The 16436-nt window shown below is 65.3% G+C and carries 12 protein-coding genes; 6 read left to right on the plus strand and 6 right to left on the minus strand.

What is annotated here, in order from left to right; genetic code table 11:
• Positions 1–71 precede the first annotated feature (71 nt).
• Entirely contained in the window at positions 72–1055 is a 984-nt protein-coding gene (locus BMW87_RS20745) for a tripartite tricarboxylate transporter substrate binding protein (RefSeq protein ID WP_093078378.1), read from the plus strand.
• On the opposite strand, the gene BMW87_RS20750 is transcribed toward BMW87_RS20745, so the two are convergent.
• On the minus strand, positions 1042–1611 hold the full coding sequence (locus tag BMW87_RS20750) for a TetR/AcrR family transcriptional regulator (RefSeq protein WP_093078380.1): 570 nt from the start codon (positions 1609–1611) through the stop codon (positions 1042–1044). The genes BMW87_RS20745 and BMW87_RS20750 overlap by 14 nt on opposite strands.
• A gap of 88 nt (positions 1612–1699) precedes the next feature.
• Here BMW87_RS20750 and BMW87_RS20755 point away from each other — a divergent pair, with 88 nt between their 5' ends.
• On the plus strand, positions 1700–2947 hold the full coding sequence (locus BMW87_RS20755) for an MFS transporter (RefSeq protein WP_093078382.1): 1248 nt from the start codon (positions 1700–1702) through the stop codon (positions 2945–2947).
• Between the two features lie 189 nt (positions 2948–3136).
• Positions 3137–4348 (plus strand): porin, encoded by a 1212-nt coding sequence (locus BMW87_RS20760; protein WP_093056716.1) that lies wholly within the window; start codon positions 3137–3139, stop codon positions 4346–4348.
• A 53-nt stretch (positions 4349–4401) separates the two neighbouring features.
• Here the strand turns inward: BMW87_RS20760 and BMW87_RS20765 are convergent, their stop codons facing one another.
• The gene (locus BMW87_RS20765) at positions 4402–5259 is read right to left on the minus strand and encodes an HAD-IIB family hydrolase (protein WP_093078383.1); all 858 of its coding nucleotides are present in this window, start codon (positions 5257–5259) and stop codon (positions 4402–4404) included.
• A 97-nt stretch (positions 5260–5356) separates the two neighbouring features.
• Here BMW87_RS20765 and BMW87_RS20770 point away from each other — a divergent pair, with 97 nt between their 5' ends.
• The 3 genes from BMW87_RS20770 to BMW87_RS20780 are packed head-to-tail and all read left to right on the plus strand — an operon-like array spanning position 5357 to position 8009.
• Positions 5357–6352, plus strand: coding sequence for an ABC transporter ATP-binding protein (locus BMW87_RS20770; protein ID WP_093078385.1), 996 nt, complete (start codon positions 5357–5359; stop codon positions 6350–6352).
• Positions 6349–7200, plus strand: coding sequence for an ABC transporter permease (locus tag BMW87_RS20775; protein ID WP_093078386.1), 852 nt, complete (start codon positions 6349–6351; stop codon positions 7198–7200). The genes BMW87_RS20770 and BMW87_RS20775 overlap by 4 nt, the downstream gene beginning before the upstream one ends.
• A 5-nt stretch (positions 7201–7205) precedes the next feature.
• Entirely contained in the window at positions 7206–8009 is an 804-nt protein-coding gene (locus BMW87_RS20780) for an ABC transporter permease (RefSeq protein WP_093078388.1), read from the plus strand.
• 7 nt (positions 8010–8016) lie between these two features.
• On the opposite strand, the gene BMW87_RS20785 is transcribed toward BMW87_RS20780, so the two are convergent.
• From BMW87_RS20785 to BMW87_RS20800, 4 genes are read right to left on the minus strand one after another with little or no spacing between them, the layout of a single operon-like run.
• Positions 8017–9651: a peptide chain release factor 3 gene (locus BMW87_RS20785; RefSeq protein WP_093078497.1), complete on the minus strand. Its 1635-nt coding sequence runs from the start codon at positions 9649–9651 to the stop codon at positions 8017–8019.
• Positions 9652–9706: 55 nt separating this feature from the next.
• Positions 9707–11917, minus strand: coding sequence for a hypothetical protein (locus BMW87_RS20790; protein WP_143062601.1), 2211 nt, complete (start codon positions 11915–11917; stop codon positions 9707–9709).
• 41 nt (positions 11918–11958) lie between these two features.
• Positions 11959–14169, minus strand: coding sequence for a hypothetical protein (locus BMW87_RS20795; RefSeq protein ID WP_143062602.1), 2211 nt, complete (start codon positions 14167–14169; stop codon positions 11959–11961).
• Entirely contained in the window at positions 14166–16427 is a 2262-nt protein-coding gene (locus BMW87_RS20800) for a hypothetical protein (protein WP_143062603.1), read from the minus strand. Before BMW87_RS20800 ends, BMW87_RS20795 begins: the two co-directional genes overlap by 4 nt.
• Positions 16428–16436: the final 9 nt, after the last annotated feature.

The following is a 16436-nucleotide window of genomic DNA, read 5'->3' on the forward strand; positions in this document are numbered from 1 at the left end:
GGGAGCCCCGATTGCCTTCCCCAACGGGGCGGGGCCCAATCGGCGCTTTCAAAGTCAGGATCCAGTCAGCCATGCTCCGCCGCACCACATTCCTCCGCGCCGCCGCCGCGCTCGCCGCTTGCGGCCTTGTTTCTCCCATGGCGGCGTTCGCGCAAGGCTTTCCCGCCAAGCCCATCAAGCTGGTGATCGCTTTCCCGGCCGGCGGCCCGACCGACATCACCATGCGCCAGCTTGCGGAGAACGCGAGCAAGATCCTCGGCCAGCCGGTGATCATCGACAACAAGCCCGGCGCCGGCGGCACGCTGCCCGCGCAGGCGCTGCAGACCTCGCAGCCCGATGGCTACACCGTCGCGCAGATCCCGCTCGGCGTGTTCCGCCTGGGCTACACCACCAAGATCAACTGGGACCCGCTGAAGGACATCACGTACGTCATCAACGTCACGGGCTACGCCTTCGGCATCGTCGTGCCGGCCAACAGCCCCTTCAAGACCTGGGCCGACTTCGTTGCCTACGCCAAGGCCAACCCCGGCAAGCTCACCTACGGCTCCACCGGCACGCTGACCAGCCCGCACCTGACGACCGAGATCGTCGCGCAGAAGGCTGGCATCGAGCTGCAGCACGTGCCCTACAAGGGCAGCGCCGACCTGATGCTCGCGGTGGTCAGCGGCCAGCTGATGGCCGCCGCCGACAGCACCGGCTTCGCGCCGCAGGTCGAGGCGGGCAAGCTGCGCGTGCTGAACACCTGGGGCGAGAAGCGCCTGGCCAAGTTCCCCGACGCGCCCACGCTGAAGGAGCTGGGCTACGACGTGGTGCAGAACTCGCCCTTCGGCATCGGCGCGCCCAAGGGCACGCCGCCCGAGGTGGTGAAGAAGCTGCACGACGCGTTCAAACAGGCGATGGAAGAGCCGAGCTACGTGACCGCGCTGGGGCGCTACGACATGCTGCCGAACTACATGAGCTCGGCGACGTACACCAAGTTTGCGCAGGAGACGGTGGTGAGGGAGAAGGTGATCATCGACAAGCTGGGGCTGGCGAAGGAAGTCAAGACGAACTGAGCACGAACAGCTCGTCCACCAGCCGCCCCGCCAACTCCGGCTTCACCGGGTCCACTCCAAACACAAGGCGAAACACGATCGGCGCAATCAGGTGATCGATCACCTGCTGCGGCTCCGGCGCGTGCTCGCCACGGGCGCGTGCCTGCTCGACCAGCGTCAGCGCCTCCTTGCGGCGGTTGCGCAGGCAGTCGGTGTCCGAATCCCCGTTGGCCAGCGCGGCCGCGGCTTTCAGCAGCGAGGTGTTGCACGGCTTGGCCAGGTGCTCGATGAGTTCGCGCGCCCAGGCTTCGAGATCGGCCCGTAGTGCGCCGGTGTCTGGCAATGGACGGTTCGGGTCCAGCCGGTGGGTGGCCGTTTCCGCCAACAACCCCTGCAGATCGCCCCAGCGCCGGTAGATGCTGGAGGCGCTGACGCCAGCGCGCTCGGCCACTGCCGGCACCGTCACACGCTCCCGCCCTTGTTCGGCCACGAGTTCTTCGAGGGCGGTGCGCACCAGCGCCTGCACTTGCGCGCTGCGGCCACCGGGGCGTTTGTGGGGAAGGGCGATGTCGTTCATGTTCGGACTTTAACGCAAAGATATTTGCTTTAGTTGATTCTCAGGTCTAGAATCACAAAAGCAAAAAAAGTTGCGTTAAGGATTCGCCATGCCATCCACCTGCCCCGACCTCGCGGTCAGCACCTCCGACCTCGCCGCCCGCGCCAAGCCCTGGCGCTTGCCGGCACGCGCGGCTTTTCCGTTGCTGGCCGCCGTGCTGTTCGCCTTTTTCTTCGCGGCGGCTGCACCGTCGCCGCTGTTCGTGGTGTTCCAGCACGCCTGGCACTTTTCGTCATCGCTGCTCACGGTGGCTTTTGCGATCTATGCGATTGCGTTGCTGATCTCGCTGCTGGTGGCGGGTTCGCTGTCTGACCACATCGGCCGGCGGCCGGTGGTGCTGGCGGCGCTGGTGCTGCAGGCGGTGGCAATGGGGCTCTTCCTGCTGGCGCACGGCATCGGCGGGCTGATCGTCGCTCGTGTGGTGCAGGGCGTGGCCACGGGCATCGCTAGCGGCGCGCTGAGCGCGGCGGTGGTCGAGGCCGCGCCGGCTTCGCGCAAGCGGCTGGGGGCGCTGATCACGAGCGTGTCTCCGCTGGCTGGCCTGGCGTTGGGCGCGTTGCTGACGGGTGTGGCGGTGAAGTTCTCGGCCCAGCCGGTGATGCTGGTTTTCGGCGTGCTGGCCGCGGTGTTTGCGCTGGGTGCGGCGGTGGTGCTGTGGATGCCCGAAACCGTCACGCCGCGCGCCGGTGCGCTGGCCTCGCTGGTGCCGCGCGTGTCGATTCCCGTGCGCGCACGGGCCGAGTTCGTGCGCGGGCTGCCGGTGTTCGTCGTGGTGTGGGCGCTCGGCGGGTTGTATCTGTCGCTCGCGCCGTCGTTGATGCTGCATGTTTTCGGCATCGACAACGGCGTGGTCAACGGCCTCACGGTGGCGGTGCTCTCCGGCATGGGCGCGATCGCGCCTACGTTGCTCGGCCGCTTCGCTGCACCTCGCCCAGCCATCCTCGGCATGGCCAGCATCGCGGTCGGGCTGGGGCTGCTGCTCGCCTCGCTTGCCACTCGTTCGCTCGCGCTGTTCTTCGTTGGCACCGCGGTGGCGGGCATCGGCTTCGGCGGTGCGTTCTCGGCGCTGGTGCAAACGCTGGCGCCACTGGCGCAATCGCACGAGCGCGGCGAACTGTTCGCGGCGATCTTCGTCGTGAGCTATCTCGCGTTCAGCCTGCCCGCGATGCTGGCGGGCTTCCTGGTGGCGCCGCTGGGGTTGCTGAACACGACGGAAGGCTATGCGGCGGTGCTGCTGCTGATCGCTGCATTCGGCGTCTGGAACCAGTGGTCGGTGTTGCGCCGTGGCGCGCATTGACGCGCAATGGCGCGCAGCTCACACATGTCAAGTGCGGTATCCCTTCGTCAATTAAGCGTTAACCCTATGTAATTCATTCGTCTTCTAGCGAAGAAACACTCGGATGCAGTCCTGTGGCGCAAAGGCCCGGACTTCTTAACTGTCGCGCCCGATACGGAGCGGCGAATTCCCCATCCTGGAGTGATACGAATGAAAAAATCCCTGCTTGTTCTGGCCGCCCTTGCGGCTTGTGGTGCCGCGTCGGCGCAATCGACCGTAACGCTGTTCGGCGTGGTCGACGCCGCCTACCGCAACGTATCGAACAAGAGCGAGTCGACGAACCCCTTCGGCCCCTTCTACAGCGTGAAGGCCAGCCGCACCGAACTGGCCAATTCGGGCCTGAGCTCCAGCCGCCTCGGCTTCCGCGGCGTGGAGGACCTGGGCGGCGGCCTGTCGGCCAGCTTCTGGCTCGAGTCCCCGATCACCAACGACGACGGCGCCACTGGCCTCAGCAATTTCAGCCGCCGCTCGACGGTGAGCCTTGCCGGCAGCTTCGGCGAAATCCGCCTCGGCCGTGACAAGACCGCCACCGTGCTGAACGAAGAGCAGTTCGATCCGTTCGCCGACACCGGCATCGGCGGCTCGCTGATCATCGACGCCAACGAAACCAGCGTGTCAGGCACCGGCTACGGCAGCAACAGCACGTACAAGCGCGCTGGCAACATGGTGCAGTACTTCCTGCCGCGCAACCTGGGCGGCTTCTACGGCAACGTGGGCTACAGCCTGCATGAGCTCACCCGCACCTCGCCGGACTCCGTGGCCGGCGCCGACAAGACCAACACCGGCCGCCACATTGGCGGGCGCGTCGGCTATGCAGCCGGCCCGCTCGACGTGGCCGCCAGCTATGCGCAGAACGACACGAGCTTCACGACTGGCTCCGGCGCCGCGGCCGTGGCGCGCCCGGGCAAGATCAAGACCTTCAACCTCGGCGCAACCTACGACTTCGGCGTGGCCAAGCTGTTCGGCGAGTACTCGCGTTCGAAGGACCAGCGCGACCCGCTGAATGTCTTCACCCGTGTGCCGGACGTGGACCTGACCGGCTACCTGATCGGCGTGACCGTGCCGATCGGCCCGGGCCAGATCCGTGCTTCGTACTCGCAGGTCAAGTACGACTTCAACCGCGTGCCGGTTCTCGGCGTCGTGAACGCCCCCGATCCGAAGTCCAACAAGCTCGCGCTGGGCTACGTGCACAACCTGTCGAAGCGCACCGCGCTCTACGGCACGATCGCGCGCGTCAGCAACAAGAACGGCGCGGGCAACACGGTCGGCGCCGGCCCGTCGTATGTCGTCGCGTTCAACCGGGCCGCGCTGCAGCCCAAGTCGTCGATGGGCTACGAGTTCGGCATTCGCCACGCGTTCTGAGCCGGGTAGTCAGTCCTCTCGAGTTTTCTCCAAGGGTCTCCAGACCGATCCTTTTAGCCCGCCTCGTGCGGGCTTTTTTTATTTCCTTGTTGCATTCGTGCCGACAGCACGGCGCGCGCCGCCTCTGCAAAACCCGAGCCGCGCTCGCCCTGCGTCACGTAGCGCGGCAGGTGCTCCAACTGCGGTACGAAGCGCGCGACGTTCGCCACGCCGATGCTGTGCGCGAAGGTGCGAAACATCAGCTGGTCGTTGGTGGAGTCGCCCACGTAGGCCCAGCGGTCCATTTCGTCGTCGAGCGTGCGGCCCCACAGTTCGCGCACGATCCAGCGCGCGCCTTCGAGCTTGTCGTTGTCGCCGTACCAGCCGTTGACGTGGATGCTGCTCACGGTGGCGTGCATGCCCTCGCCGCGCATCAGCGCCACCACCTGCGCGATGGTGGCGTCGCTGAGTTGCACGAACTCGCTGTGGTCGATGGCGATGTCGGTCTCGCGCCCCGGCGAATCGGTGGCGCGCCCGACGCCCGGAAATTCGCGCTCGATGCGCGCCAGCACGGTCTGCATGCGCGCGAAGTTGGCGGCGCGGGTGGTCGCATCCTGCTGGTAGCGCTTCCAGACCCGGCCGCCGGCCGCGGGCAGCAGCGCCACTGCACCGTTCTCCGCCACGATGGCATCGACGGGCCACGCATTGACGAAGGGCAGGCTCCAGCCCACCGGCCGGCCGGTGATCGCCACCACGGACAGCCCCGCGGCCTTGAGATCGCCCAGCGCCTGCAGCGCATCGGGCGTGATCGCGCCTTCGTGGGTCAGCGTGTCGTCGATGTCGGTGAAGACGCCGACGAGCGCGCTGCGTGCCGTCGCCTCCCAGCGGGTCAGCGGCAACAGGTGGTGGGGCGAGGCGGGCAGCGAGGGCATGGCGAGGAATGTTGGAGAGAGTCGGTGATCGTACTTGTGCCTTCTTCGTGTAGCATCCCGCCCCCGCCGCGCCATCGAGGCCGGCGCGGCGCCCTTCATGCCTCACATCCTCGTCGACCACCTCCGCAAGACCTACCGAATCTCCGAGCGCGACCCTGGCGTGATGGGCGCGCTGCGCGGGCTCGTGCAGCGCCGCCATCGCACGGTGGAGGCGCTGTCGGGCGTCTCGTTCTCGCTCGAGCGCGGCGAGTTGCTCGGCTTCATCGGGCCGAACGGCGCGGGCAAGTCGACCACCATCAAGATCCTCTCGGGCATCCTGCGGCCCGACGGCGGGCGCGTGGAAATCGACGGGCGCGACCCGTTTGCAGACCGCGAGCGGCACGTGGCGCGCATCGGAGTGGTCTTCGGCCAGCGCACGCAGCTGTGGTGGGACCTGCCCGTGGGCGACGGCTTCGACCTGCTGCGCGACATCTACCGCGTGGACCCGGTGCGCTATCGCCACACACGCGACGAGCTGGTCGCGCTGCTGCATCTGGAGCGTGTGCTCGACCAGCCGGTGCGCCAGCTCTCGCTGGGCCAGCGCATGCGCGCAGAAATTGCTGCGGCGCTGTTGCACGAACCCGACATTCTTTTTCTCGACGAGCCGACCATCGGTCTCGATGCGCCGTCGAAACTCGCCGTGCGCGACTTCGTGCGCCGCGCCAACCGCGAGCGCGGTACCACCGTGCTGCTGACCACGCACGACATGCATGACATCGAGGCGCTGGCCCGGCGCGTGATCGTCATCGGCCATGGCCGCGTGCTGGCCGACAGCCCGGTGGAGGCGCTGCGCGCGCAGGTGATGGCCGAGCGCCGGCTGGTGGTCGACTTTGCGCAGGACGTCGAGCTGCCCGTGGAAGTGGCCGGCGCACGCGTGCATTCGCGCGACGGACAGACACTGGTGCTCGACTTCGACCCGGCGCAGACCGCCGCGCCCGCGCTGATCGCGCGCATCGCCGCCGCGCATGCGGTGGAAGACATCCGCCTCGAAGGGCTGGCGATCGAAGCCGTTATCGCGCGCTTCTATGCCATGCATGGAGCGGCCGAGGCATGACGGCGACCAGCCCGCGCGATCTTGCGAGGCCCTACTTCGCGGCCTTCGCGTCGCGCTTCCTGCAGATGCTGCAGTACCGCACCGCCGCGCTCGCCGGCTTCGCCACGCAGTGCTGGTGGGGCGGCATCAAGGTGATGGTGTTCGCGGCCTTCTACGGCCACGCGGCCACCACGGGTGCGAGCAACTCGATGTCGCTCGCGCAGGCCATCACATACACGTGGCTCGCGCAGGGGCTGCTCGTGCTGCTGCCCTGGCTGGGCGACCCGGAGGTGGGGCAGGCGGTGCGGACCGGCGCCGTCGCCTACGACCGGCTGCGGCCCGTCGATGCCTATGCGCTGTGGTTCGCGCGCAGCGCCGGCTGGATCGCCGCGCGCGTGCTGCCGCGTGTGGCGCTGATGGCTGCGTTCGCGATGGTCGTGCTGCCGCTGGCCGGCCTCGGCGAGTGGGCATGGCAACTGCCGGCGGGCGTGGCGGCGGGGCTCGCATTCATGCTGTCGGCCGTGCTCGCGCTGCTGCTTTCGACGTCGATGGTGATGCTTCTGAATGTGGCCGCCACCGCCGCGCTCAACGAACGCGGCATCAGCGCGGTGGCCACGCCGGTGGTCATCGTGCTCTCGGGCAACCTGCTGCCGCTAGCGATGCTGCCCGATGGCTGGCAGACCGCGCTGCTGATCCAGCCGCTGGCCGGTTTGATGGACATTCCGGCTCGCCTGTACTTCGGGCAGCTGCAGGGTTGGCAGGCCGTCGGCGGCTTGGGGCTGCAGGCTTTCTGGATCGCGGTGCTCGTGGCCTTCGGCCATTTCGCCATGGGCCGCACCATGCGCGGCCTGCAGGTGCAGGGCGGGTGAACGCGATGGGATCGCTTCCGCTTTTCTTCCGCTTGGTCGGCGCGTCCATCGGCGGGCAGGCGCGCTATCCGGCCTCGGCGCTGATGCTGACCGTCGGCCAGTTCCTCGGCTCCGGCATCGAGGTGGTCGCCGTCTGGGCGCTGTTCCATCGCTTCGGCGACGTGCAGGGCTGGCACATCGGCGAGGTGGCGCTGTTCTACGGGCTGGTGAACTGCATGTTCGCGCTCGCCGATGCGCTGGGCCGAGGCTTCGACGTGCTCGGCACGGAGTTCCTGCGCACAGGTGCCTTCGACCGCCTGCTGCTGCGCCCGCGTTCGCTGGCGCTGCAACTGATGGGCAACGACTTCCGCATCAGCCGCGCAGGGCGCTTGTTGCAGGGTCTGGCGGTGATCGTGTTCGCCACGCATCAGGCGGCCATCGCATGGACTCCGGCCACGGTGGCGATCGCCCTGTTCGCCGTTGCCGGCGGCGTCGCGCTGTTCCTCGGCATCCTGGTGCTGCAGGGCACGCTGTCGTTCTGGACCGTCGAGAGCCTGGAGATCGCCAATGTGCTGACTTATGGCGGCGTGCAGGCAGCCCAGTATCCGCTGGCGCTGTATGCGCAGTGGTTCCGCCGCGTGCTGACCTTCATCGTGCCGCTGGCCTGCGTGGCTTATTACCCGGTGCTGGCAATTCTGGGCAAGGCCGATCCGCTGGGGGCGCCCGGGTGGGTGGGCATGGTGTCGCCGCTCGCGGGATTCGTGTTTCTCGCGGCGGCGTTCGGGGCTTGGCGCTTCGGGTTGCGCCACTACGCCTCGACGGGCAGCTAGCGCGCCATCAACCGGCGCTCTGCAGCGCCAACCCCGCATGCTCCCGCAGCGGATGAAAGTGGATCTTCGGAAATCGCTCCTGCGCCAGCCGCACGTCGTACGGCGAGGTGCACAGGAAGGCCAGCGTATCAGCCGCGTCCTTGGCCATGCGCACCGGGTATGCGTTGACGAACTCGCGCAGCTCGGCCGGGGTGTCGGCCGTGATCCAGCGCGCACCGGTGTACTGGCAACCTTCGAGCCGCACGTCGGCGTCGTACTCGGCCTTCAGGCGGTGCTGCACCACTTCGAACTGCAGTTGGCCGACCGCGCCCAGCAGCATCGGGCCGCCGACCTCGGGGCGGAACACCTGGATCGCACCTTCCTCGCCGAGCTGGGCCAGGCCCTGCTGCAGCTGCTTGGTGCGCAGCGGGTTCTTCAGGATCACGGTCATGAACAGCTCGGGCGCGAAGAACGGCAGCCCGGTGAACTGCAGGCTCGCGCCGTCGGTGATGGTGTCGCCCAGCTGCACGCCGCCGTGGGTGGTAAAGCCCACGATGTCGCCCGCGTAGGCCTCTTCCACCGCCTCGCGGCGCTGGCTCATGAAGGTCACCACGCTGGTGGGGCGCAGTTCCTTCGAGGTGCGCTGCACCTTGAGCTTCATGCCCGGCGTGTACTTGCCCGAGGCCATGCGCACGAAGGCGATGCGGTCGCGGTGGTTGGCGTCCATGTTGGCCTGCACCTTGAAGACCACGCCCGCGAAGTCCTTGTCCTCGGGCTGGATCTCCTTCACCACCGGCTGGCGGTTGACCATGGTAGTGCTGGTGCGTGACTGCGGCGAAGGCGCAAGGTCGACCAGCGCGTCGAGCACTTCCATCACGCCGAAGTTGTTCACGCCGGAGCCGAAGAACACGGGCGTCTGCTTGCCGGCCAGGAAGGCTTCGCGGTCCCAGGTGGGCGATGCGCCGGTGGCCAGCTCCATGCTGTCCATGGCGGTCTCGAAGTCGGCGCCGAAGCGCTTGGTGAGCGTGTCGCGCTCGCTCAGCGGGATGGTCTCGAAGTCCTGCGGCAGACGTTCGCTGCCCGACTCGAACACCGTCATCGTCTGCGTGCGCAGGTTCATGATCCCTCGGAAGGTCTTGCCCTGGCCCACGGGCCAGGTCATGGGCACGCAGGGCATGCCGAGCTCGCGCTCCACCTCGTCGAGGATGTCCAGCGGCTCGCGCACTTCGCGGTCCATCTTGTTGACGAAAGTGATGATGGGCGTGTCGCGCTGGCGGCAGACTTCGATCAGCCGCCGCGTCTGCGCTTCCACGCCGTTGGCCGCGTCGATCACCATCAGCGCCGAGTCGACGGCGGTGAGCACGCGATACGTGTCTTCCGAGAAGTCCTTGTGGCCGGGCGTGTCGAGCAGGTTGATGACGTGGTCGCGATACAGCATCTGCATGACCGACGAGGCCACCGAGATGCCGCGCTGCTTTTCGATTTCCATCCAGTCGGAGGTGGCATGGCGCGAGGCCTTGCGCGCCTTCACCGAGCCGGCGATCTGGATCGCGCCGGAGAAAAGCAGCAGCTTTTCGGTCAGCGTGGTCTTGCCGGCGTCAGGGTGGGAAATGATCGCGAAGGTGCGGCGGCGGCGGGTTTCGGCTACGAAGGGTGATGACACGGGGAACTCCAAGAGCCCGTGATTTTCGCAGACTGGGCCGAAGGAGCCGGATGGGTCAGTCGGCCAGGCCTATATGCAGGTTGTCGAAGGGCGGGGCGGCCTGCATGAGCGCGATGACACCGTTCTGGGCCAGCTGGTACTTTTTTCCAGTACTGTCGGTGCCTTCTCGCACCTGGAAGTTGCCGAGGGCGTTCTGCATTTCGAGGGTCAGCGAGCCGGGAGTACCGTCTGGCCGTGAATAGCTGGTCGCATAGCGGGACGCGTCGACGTATGCGGTTCCGAAGGTGCCCCCCGTCGAGGTGACGTGCATGCGCATCGCAGGCCAGTACACCGGGAACGTTACGCCCGTCGGCTGCTGAAGGCCTGTCATGAGTATCCAGATCGGATATGGGAAAAGTGGGGAGCTCGGAGCAACGTACGGTGAATAGGATTCCGAAATCTGCAGCATGACTCTTCGGCCATTGATATGGGCAACTCGTACCGCGAAGTGCGTCTTTCCGTTCTGGGTCAACAGCCAGATGCCGGGTGACACGCCTGCAGAGATGGCGTAGTCACTCAAGCTCACCGTGGGGAGACAGGCGGAGGTCGTGGGGGGACATTGCCTTGCTACTGTTCCCGCCGCATCTATGTAGAACTGCCAGTAAGCGCCCGGATGCGTAAGGTTGTTGCTGCCTCCCGCCGCAACGATCACGTCGTAGGTGCCGGCCAGCTCGCTCCTGTTGGTCACGAAGGAGCGTGCGGCGATGAAGGGCTGGACCGCATAGGCAACGGGGTCCGACTTGAAGAGGGCGAATGGAAACCCTCCGACGATCGCGCCGCTCGCGGTCCTGAAGCGCGCCGTGTTCCATGCAGTCGTGATGCGCTCGTTCGCGAAGACGTAGGTCCCGGGGTCGTTCGCATCCTCGCTGAAGGTGCCTGTAATCGCGTCGCCGCCAGGCGCCGTCATTGTGTAGAGCTTCTTGTCGAAGTCGATGTCCAGCGTCTGCTCCGTGCCATTGGTCGCGAACACTGTGTAGCGCCCGTTCCGGGCATCCCAGCTGTCCTTGAAAAGGTTGACCTCCATATAGCCCCGAGTATTGGAGGCGGGTAATCCGACGACGACCGAAAGGGCGTTGTTGTGTATCTCGTAGTACCTCTTGGTGCCTGGAGAGTTCAGGAGCCGGATGCCTTGCGGCTTTCCGATCGACGACAGCGGAAGGCTGAGTTCGCTAGCAGCACCCTCGGGGGTGACCGCCGTGCGCATGGAGTTCCAGACATCGAAGACGTTGGCCCCCCAGCTGCCCTCGGTCGAGGCGCCGATATACCTGGTCGTCGACCAGTCGGCGGCATTCTTCAGTCCCACCTGGAAGACGCGCGTGTTGGGAGTCGTGTCGGTGTTCCCGCCCGAAAGCCAGATGTTCTGTCCGCCGATGCGGGCCATGCGGAACTGGAGGGCGTCGGTGGGCGAACTGCTCGTTCCCGTCCACGCGAAATCGGTCGAGGCCGTAATGGCATATGTCCGCTTCGAACCGGAAGGGCAGTACTCGAAGCCGAAGATCGGGTCGTTGTCGAAGCAGGTCTCCAGAGTTGTGCCGTGCCCGGTTATGCGCATCGGAAGAACCTGCGAATCCGAAGAGCCGTCGCTGTTGCGGATGATGCCGAAGCCGTTGTAAGTACCGTCGAGTTGTGCTGGGTCCGTGACGAAGGTCCGTGGCGCGACGAACGGCATCACCTGATAGGCCACGGGGTTCGACCACGGCTTCTCGAAAGGAAAGGCGCCGACGACGGCATCGGGGGTGAGGCGAAAGCGCGCCGTGTTGACGGTGCTCGTGATGCGGTTGCTTGCGAAGACGTAGGTGCCTGGCTCCGCGGGGTCTTCGCTGAAGTTGCCGGAGGTTGCTTGGCCGCGGCTGTCCGTCAGCGTATAGCTCCGGGTGTCGAAATTGATGCCCAGCTTCTGGCGTGTGCCGTTGGTGCCATCGGCGGCGTAGACGTAGTAGACGCCGTTGCGTGGATCCTGGCCGTTCAGATGCGCCGCGACAACCGTCGGATCGAACCTCATGCTTGCTGCCTGCAGGGTGGTCAGGGAAGACGCAGACTCCTCACCCGTCGGCTGCGAGGGCCCGGCGTCCTTCTGCAATGCGCGACCCCCATCGCTCTTGGGAAGAGCCGAATTCGCCACAGGCGAAGCGGCGCCATCACCATTGCCGCCTCCGCAACCGACGAGGCTTATACACAAGAGCGCCGCGCACAGAAGAGTTGCCGGCGAGCTCGGCGTGCATTTCATGCTTTCCCTCTCCCTGTTGTTCGACTGTTCGTGGATCGGCGCTATCGATCCGCGAGGCCTATATGCATCTGATTCGAATCGCCGCTCGTGGGCATTGCGAACATGAACTGACCGTCCTGGATCGCGACGTATGGTGTGCCGCCGCCGTCCGTTGCGGTCTTGACCTGGGCGTTGTTCGCCACCGATGTGAGAGCCAGGGAGAACGGCATCGTCGTTCCATTGGGCAGCACGTACGTGGTCGCAATGCTGGACGCGTTAAGAAGCGTGGTGCCCGGCTCGCCGGCTCCCGAATAGCTGTGCGCTGCGAAGCTGGTCCAGGCAGCTATACCGGCAGACGGCTGACGCAGCCCTGCAACCATGTAGGAGCCGACCTTCGTGTTGTTGTCGTACATCTGGATGAACGCGTACAAGGCGAGTCTGCGGCTTCCCACCTTGGCTACGTAGAAATTCATGTTGGAAAGCCCGCTGTAAAGGAGCCACGAGTCAGACGTAATTCCCAGTGCCACGCTGTAGGGGGAGGATGAACCGTCTTCACAGGTCGTGACTGGCACGAGCTGGCAGATCTTTGCATTTCGCCCGTCCTGGGCGATCACCAGGCGGAACAGGTTGACTGGAATCTTGCTTGTCACGCCGGCTGGCACGCTCGCGACCATCACGTCATACGCGCCTTCGAGTTCGGTTCTGCTGGTGACGAAGTTTCGTGCCGCGACGAAGGGCCTGACTGCATAGGTGAATGGCACCGTTGGAATCACATAGAACGGGAAAGCGCCGACGATCGCATCTTGCGCGACGCGGAATCGCGCAGTGTTCATGATTCCGGAGACCCGCGAACTCGAGAAGACATAAGTGCCCGGGTCGGCCGGGTCGGCGCTGAACGTGCCGCTGCTGGTCTGGTCGAAGTCCTCGTTCATGCGGTAGGTGCCGGCGTCGAAGTCGAGCGTCAGCCTTGAGCTCGAGCGCTGGCTTGCGAACACCTTGTAGGTGCCGTTGCGCGGGTCGACGCCGCCATGGTCCTTGAACAGTCCGACCTGGATATAACCCTGCGTGTTCGGGTTGCTGCGAGCGCCGACAACGACCGAAAGCACTTCGTTTTGCATCACGAAGTATTTCTGTTCGCCGTTCGCATTGAGTCCGTGGATGCCTATGGGGCCTGAATTGCCGCTTTCGTTCACCGGTTGGGAGACGGTGCTGGGCGTGCCCGCTGCATCGACGCTGTCGCGCGTTGCGCTGGTGGTGCTGATGAGGTTGGTGCCCCAGCGGCCGTCCGTGGAACTGCCGATATAGCGTGCGGTGGGCCAGACGGTCGAATCCTTCAGGCCAACACGAAACACATGCACATTGGGTGCCGTGTCGGTGTAGCCGCCCGACAACCAGACGTTCTGCCCGTCTATGCGCGCCATGCGGAACTGGAGGATGTCATCTGGTGACCAGATGTTGGTACCGGTCCAGTTGAAGTCGGAAGAGGCGACCAGGCTGTAGCTGCGCTTGGATGCAGGCGGGCAGCTTTCCACCCGGTAGATGACGAAATCGAAGCACATCTCCAGCAACGTACCCTGGCCCGAGATCCGCATCGGGAGTATTTGCGAGTCCGAACTGCCGTCGCTGTTGCGGCTGATGCCATAGCGGTTGTAGTCTCCATCGAGCAACGCAGGTGCGGTGACGAAGGTGCGTGCCGCGACGAAAGGCGTCACCTCGTAGGCGACCGGATCCGACCACGGCTTCTCGAACGGGAACGCCCCGACGATCGCATCGGTCGTGATGCGGAAGCGAGCCGTGTTCACCGCGCTGATGATTCGGCTGCTTGCAAAGACATAGGTGCCAGGTTCCACCGGGTCCTCGCTGAAAGTGCCGGATGTGGCGCTTCCCTTGCTGTTGACCAGCGAATAGCTCTTTGTATCGAAGTTGATCCCGAGCTTCTGCCTGGTCCCGTTGCTGCCGTCGGCGGAATAGACGTAATACACGCCGTTGCGCGGGTCGCCTGCGTTCAGGCGCGGGACGACGGAGGAAAGGTCGAGCGCAGGGCTCGTCGCCTGTTGTGCAGTCAATCCGGAGTCGTCATCGATGCCCGGTGCCTGGAGCGGGGTAGACGTGATCTGCCCGCTGGTGTCGCTCTTCATTGCCGCAGACACGCCTCCTGAGCCGGCGCTCGCACCCCCACTCTCTCCACCACCACCGCATCCGGCAAGGCTCAACGCCAACGTGAGGAGTGCGCAGCGTGTCCACGCATTGACGTTTTCGAGCTTCATGCTCATTGATCTGCTCCCTCAATCAAGAACATTCCGAAGTCAGTGCCAAGGCCGAAACCGTGCGACATGACCACCAGCCCCTTGCTCTGCATGGCGGTGTGGATTGGGCCGATGCCCGGATCAAGGCCAATGCCACGTATGCCCTGGGGTTTGTTGATGTCGGCGGGTGCGACGGCAAGATGCTCGATGGCCTGAGTGCCGTCGGCCTGTGTCGCCGTGCGGTCGAGCCAGGAGGCATCCAGCCTGATGCCGTTCCAGGAACTGTTGGAGGGGTTGAAGGTCACGCGTCTCGTGGAAGCACCACGGGCTACGACCGGTGGCCAGGCCCCGCTATCTTCGAGGCCGATGGTGAACATCTTGGTGCCCCATATGCTGTACTGCACACCCACGTAGGTCTTCTGCCCGGCCACTTCCATGATGCTGAAGCTGTACTTCCGCGCGAAGTTGGGTGAACTTGGCGGCAGGCCGGGGATCTCGGCTGTCCAATTGCCGCTCGCGGTGTCGGGCGATACGGCAAAAACTGTTTTCAGTTCGGCCGGACAGTTGTCGACGGTGTAGTTCGCTTGTGCACTTGAGTCATGCTCATCGCATATCTGCAAGGTCGTGCCGCTGTTGGCGATCCGTACTTGCCGCGCGAGCCGGCCGTAAGCTGAGATGTTGTCCGAATTCAGCGTGAACAGGTTGTAAGTGCCGTCGATTGCCGACTGCGCGGCTGCAAGAGCGTTCGAGCCGATGAAGGGTTGGACTTGGAAAAGATCCCCGAGTGGTCTGATCGGGTAGGGAAACGCGCCCACCACCGTATTTTTCGCAACGCGTAGTCGCGCCGTATTGGCGGCGGAGTCAATGCGGAGGTTGCTGACGATATAGGTGCCCGGCTCGGCAGGATCCTCGGCAAGTGTTCCGCCCGTCGAAACGCCAGCTTCGTCCGCCGTGCCATAGCTCTTCGCCTCGAGGTCGATGGTCAGGGTATGCCTCGAGCCGAGTGACGCAAAGACCGTGTATGTGCCGCTGTTCGGTCCTCGGCTGACGGGGCCGTCGATCCGCCCGATCTGAAGGTAGCCTCTTGTGTCCAGGTTGGCTGGCGTGCCTACCAGCGCGACCAGCTTCGTGTTCCGGATGGCGAAGAACCTGGCGTTTCCTGCGCCGTTGATCTGTTGCACCCCCTGCGTGCCGGTCACGACTTTCGCGTCGTAGGCGAATCCGCTGCTCGTCGCGTCCGGGCGGCGCGTGTTCGTGCTGTACATGGGCGCATCGGTCACGGCAATGCCATAGCTGCCGTCCGATGCGTATACCCGCGCCTTGATCGTTTCCTGCGCGGCTGGAATGTCGGGGAAGCCGATGCTCAGCCGTTGGTAGTTCTCGGGTGGGTACCCGGGCGTCGAGTACGGATTGGCGGCCAGGAAGGTGTTCTGGCCGCCAATGCGCGCCATCCTGAATCTGAACTTGTTGCCCGGGAAGCCGACGTTGGTGGCGAGCCATGCGTCCGATGCGTCCCTGCTGATCGTGTAGCTTTCCACCCCGGTCCCGGCGCATCCGCCACTCGAGAAGACGAGGTCGTGCATGCAGAACTTCAATCGCGCGCCGTTGCCTTCGATGCTGATCTGCTGGATCTGCGAGCTCGAATAGCCTTTCGTCGGACCCACGGCCACACCGACGACGTTGTAGATGCCGTCGAATTGCCTCGGGTCGTCCGTGAAGGAGCGGAATGCCAGGAAAGGCTGTACCGAGTAGGTGGGCGGGTTCGAATCGCCTTGCCTGAACGGGAAGCTGCCCAGGACGGCTCCGTCCACCACCTGGAAGCGCGCCGTGTTGACCTGCGCGGTGGCCCGTGGGCTGTCGAAGACGCTGACGTCGGCTTCCAGGGGATCCAGGGTAAAGGTGCCGGTGGTCACCTGCCGGGACGCGTCGGTCATCGCGTAAGTGCTGGTGTCGAAATTGATCGACAGCACCTGTTCCGTTCCATTGGCCGCATAGACCGTGTAGGCCCCATTGCGGCTGTCCCCGCCGGAGGCCCCGTGGATCAGGCCGGGTGGCCGGCCTTGGTCTCGGCCTGCATCGACGAGTTGCGCCAGGATCGATTCGCTGTCGGCCTGCGATGCGGGAGCCTGCAGGCCGTAGGCAACTGCTTCGTCACCCTTGCTCGCACTCTGGACGGAGGCGCCGTCCCCTGGCGATGCCATTCCCCCTCCGCTTCCGCCGCCGCACGAGGCCAGGCCCATGCACAACGCAACCGCGCCTCCGAGCGCGGCGAATGTTTTTTTCATTGCTTATTC

The sequence above is a fragment of the Variovorax sp. OV084 genome, assembly GCF_900111625.1.
GTDB lineage: Bacteria > Pseudomonadota > Gammaproteobacteria > Burkholderiales > Burkholderiaceae_C > Variovorax.

What these genes read in the sequence shown, in the direction of transcription:
- BMW87_RS20745 (WP_093078378.1), top strand. Translation starts at nt 72, where the DNA reads ATGCTCCGCCGCACCACATTCCTCCGCGCCGCCGCCGCGCTCGCCGCT.
- BMW87_RS20750 (WP_093078380.1), bottom strand. Translation starts at nt 1,611, where the DNA reads ATGAACGACATCGCCCTTCCCCACAAACGCCCCGGTGGCCGCAGCGCG.
- BMW87_RS20755 (WP_093078382.1), top strand. Translation starts at nt 1,700, where the DNA reads ATGCCATCCACCTGCCCCGACCTCGCGGTCAGCACCTCCGACCTCGCC.
- BMW87_RS20760 (WP_093056716.1), top strand. Translation starts at nt 3,137, where the DNA reads ATGAAAAAATCCCTGCTTGTTCTGGCCGCCCTTGCGGCTTGTGGTGCC.
- BMW87_RS20765 (WP_093078383.1), bottom strand. Translation starts at nt 5,259, where the DNA reads ATGCCCTCGCTGCCCGCCTCGCCCCACCACCTGTTGCCGCTGACCCGC.
- BMW87_RS20770 (WP_093078385.1), top strand. Translation starts at nt 5,357, where the DNA reads ATGCCTCACATCCTCGTCGACCACCTCCGCAAGACCTACCGAATCTCC.
- BMW87_RS20775 (WP_093078386.1), top strand. Translation starts at nt 6,349, where the DNA reads ATGACGGCGACCAGCCCGCGCGATCTTGCGAGGCCCTACTTCGCGGCC.
- BMW87_RS20780 (WP_093078388.1), top strand. Translation starts at nt 7,206, where the DNA reads ATGGGATCGCTTCCGCTTTTCTTCCGCTTGGTCGGCGCGTCCATCGGC.
- BMW87_RS20790 (WP_143062601.1), bottom strand. Translation starts at nt 11,917, where the DNA reads ATGAAATGCACGCCGAGCTCGCCGGCAACTCTTCTGTGCGCGGCGCTC.
- BMW87_RS20795 (WP_143062602.1), bottom strand. Translation starts at nt 14,169, where the DNA reads ATGAGCATGAAGCTCGAAAACGTCAATGCGTGGACACGCTGCGCACTC.
- BMW87_RS20800 (WP_143062603.1), bottom strand. Translation starts at nt 16,427, where the DNA reads ATGAAAAAAACATTCGCCGCGCTCGGAGGCGCGGTTGCGTTGTGCATG.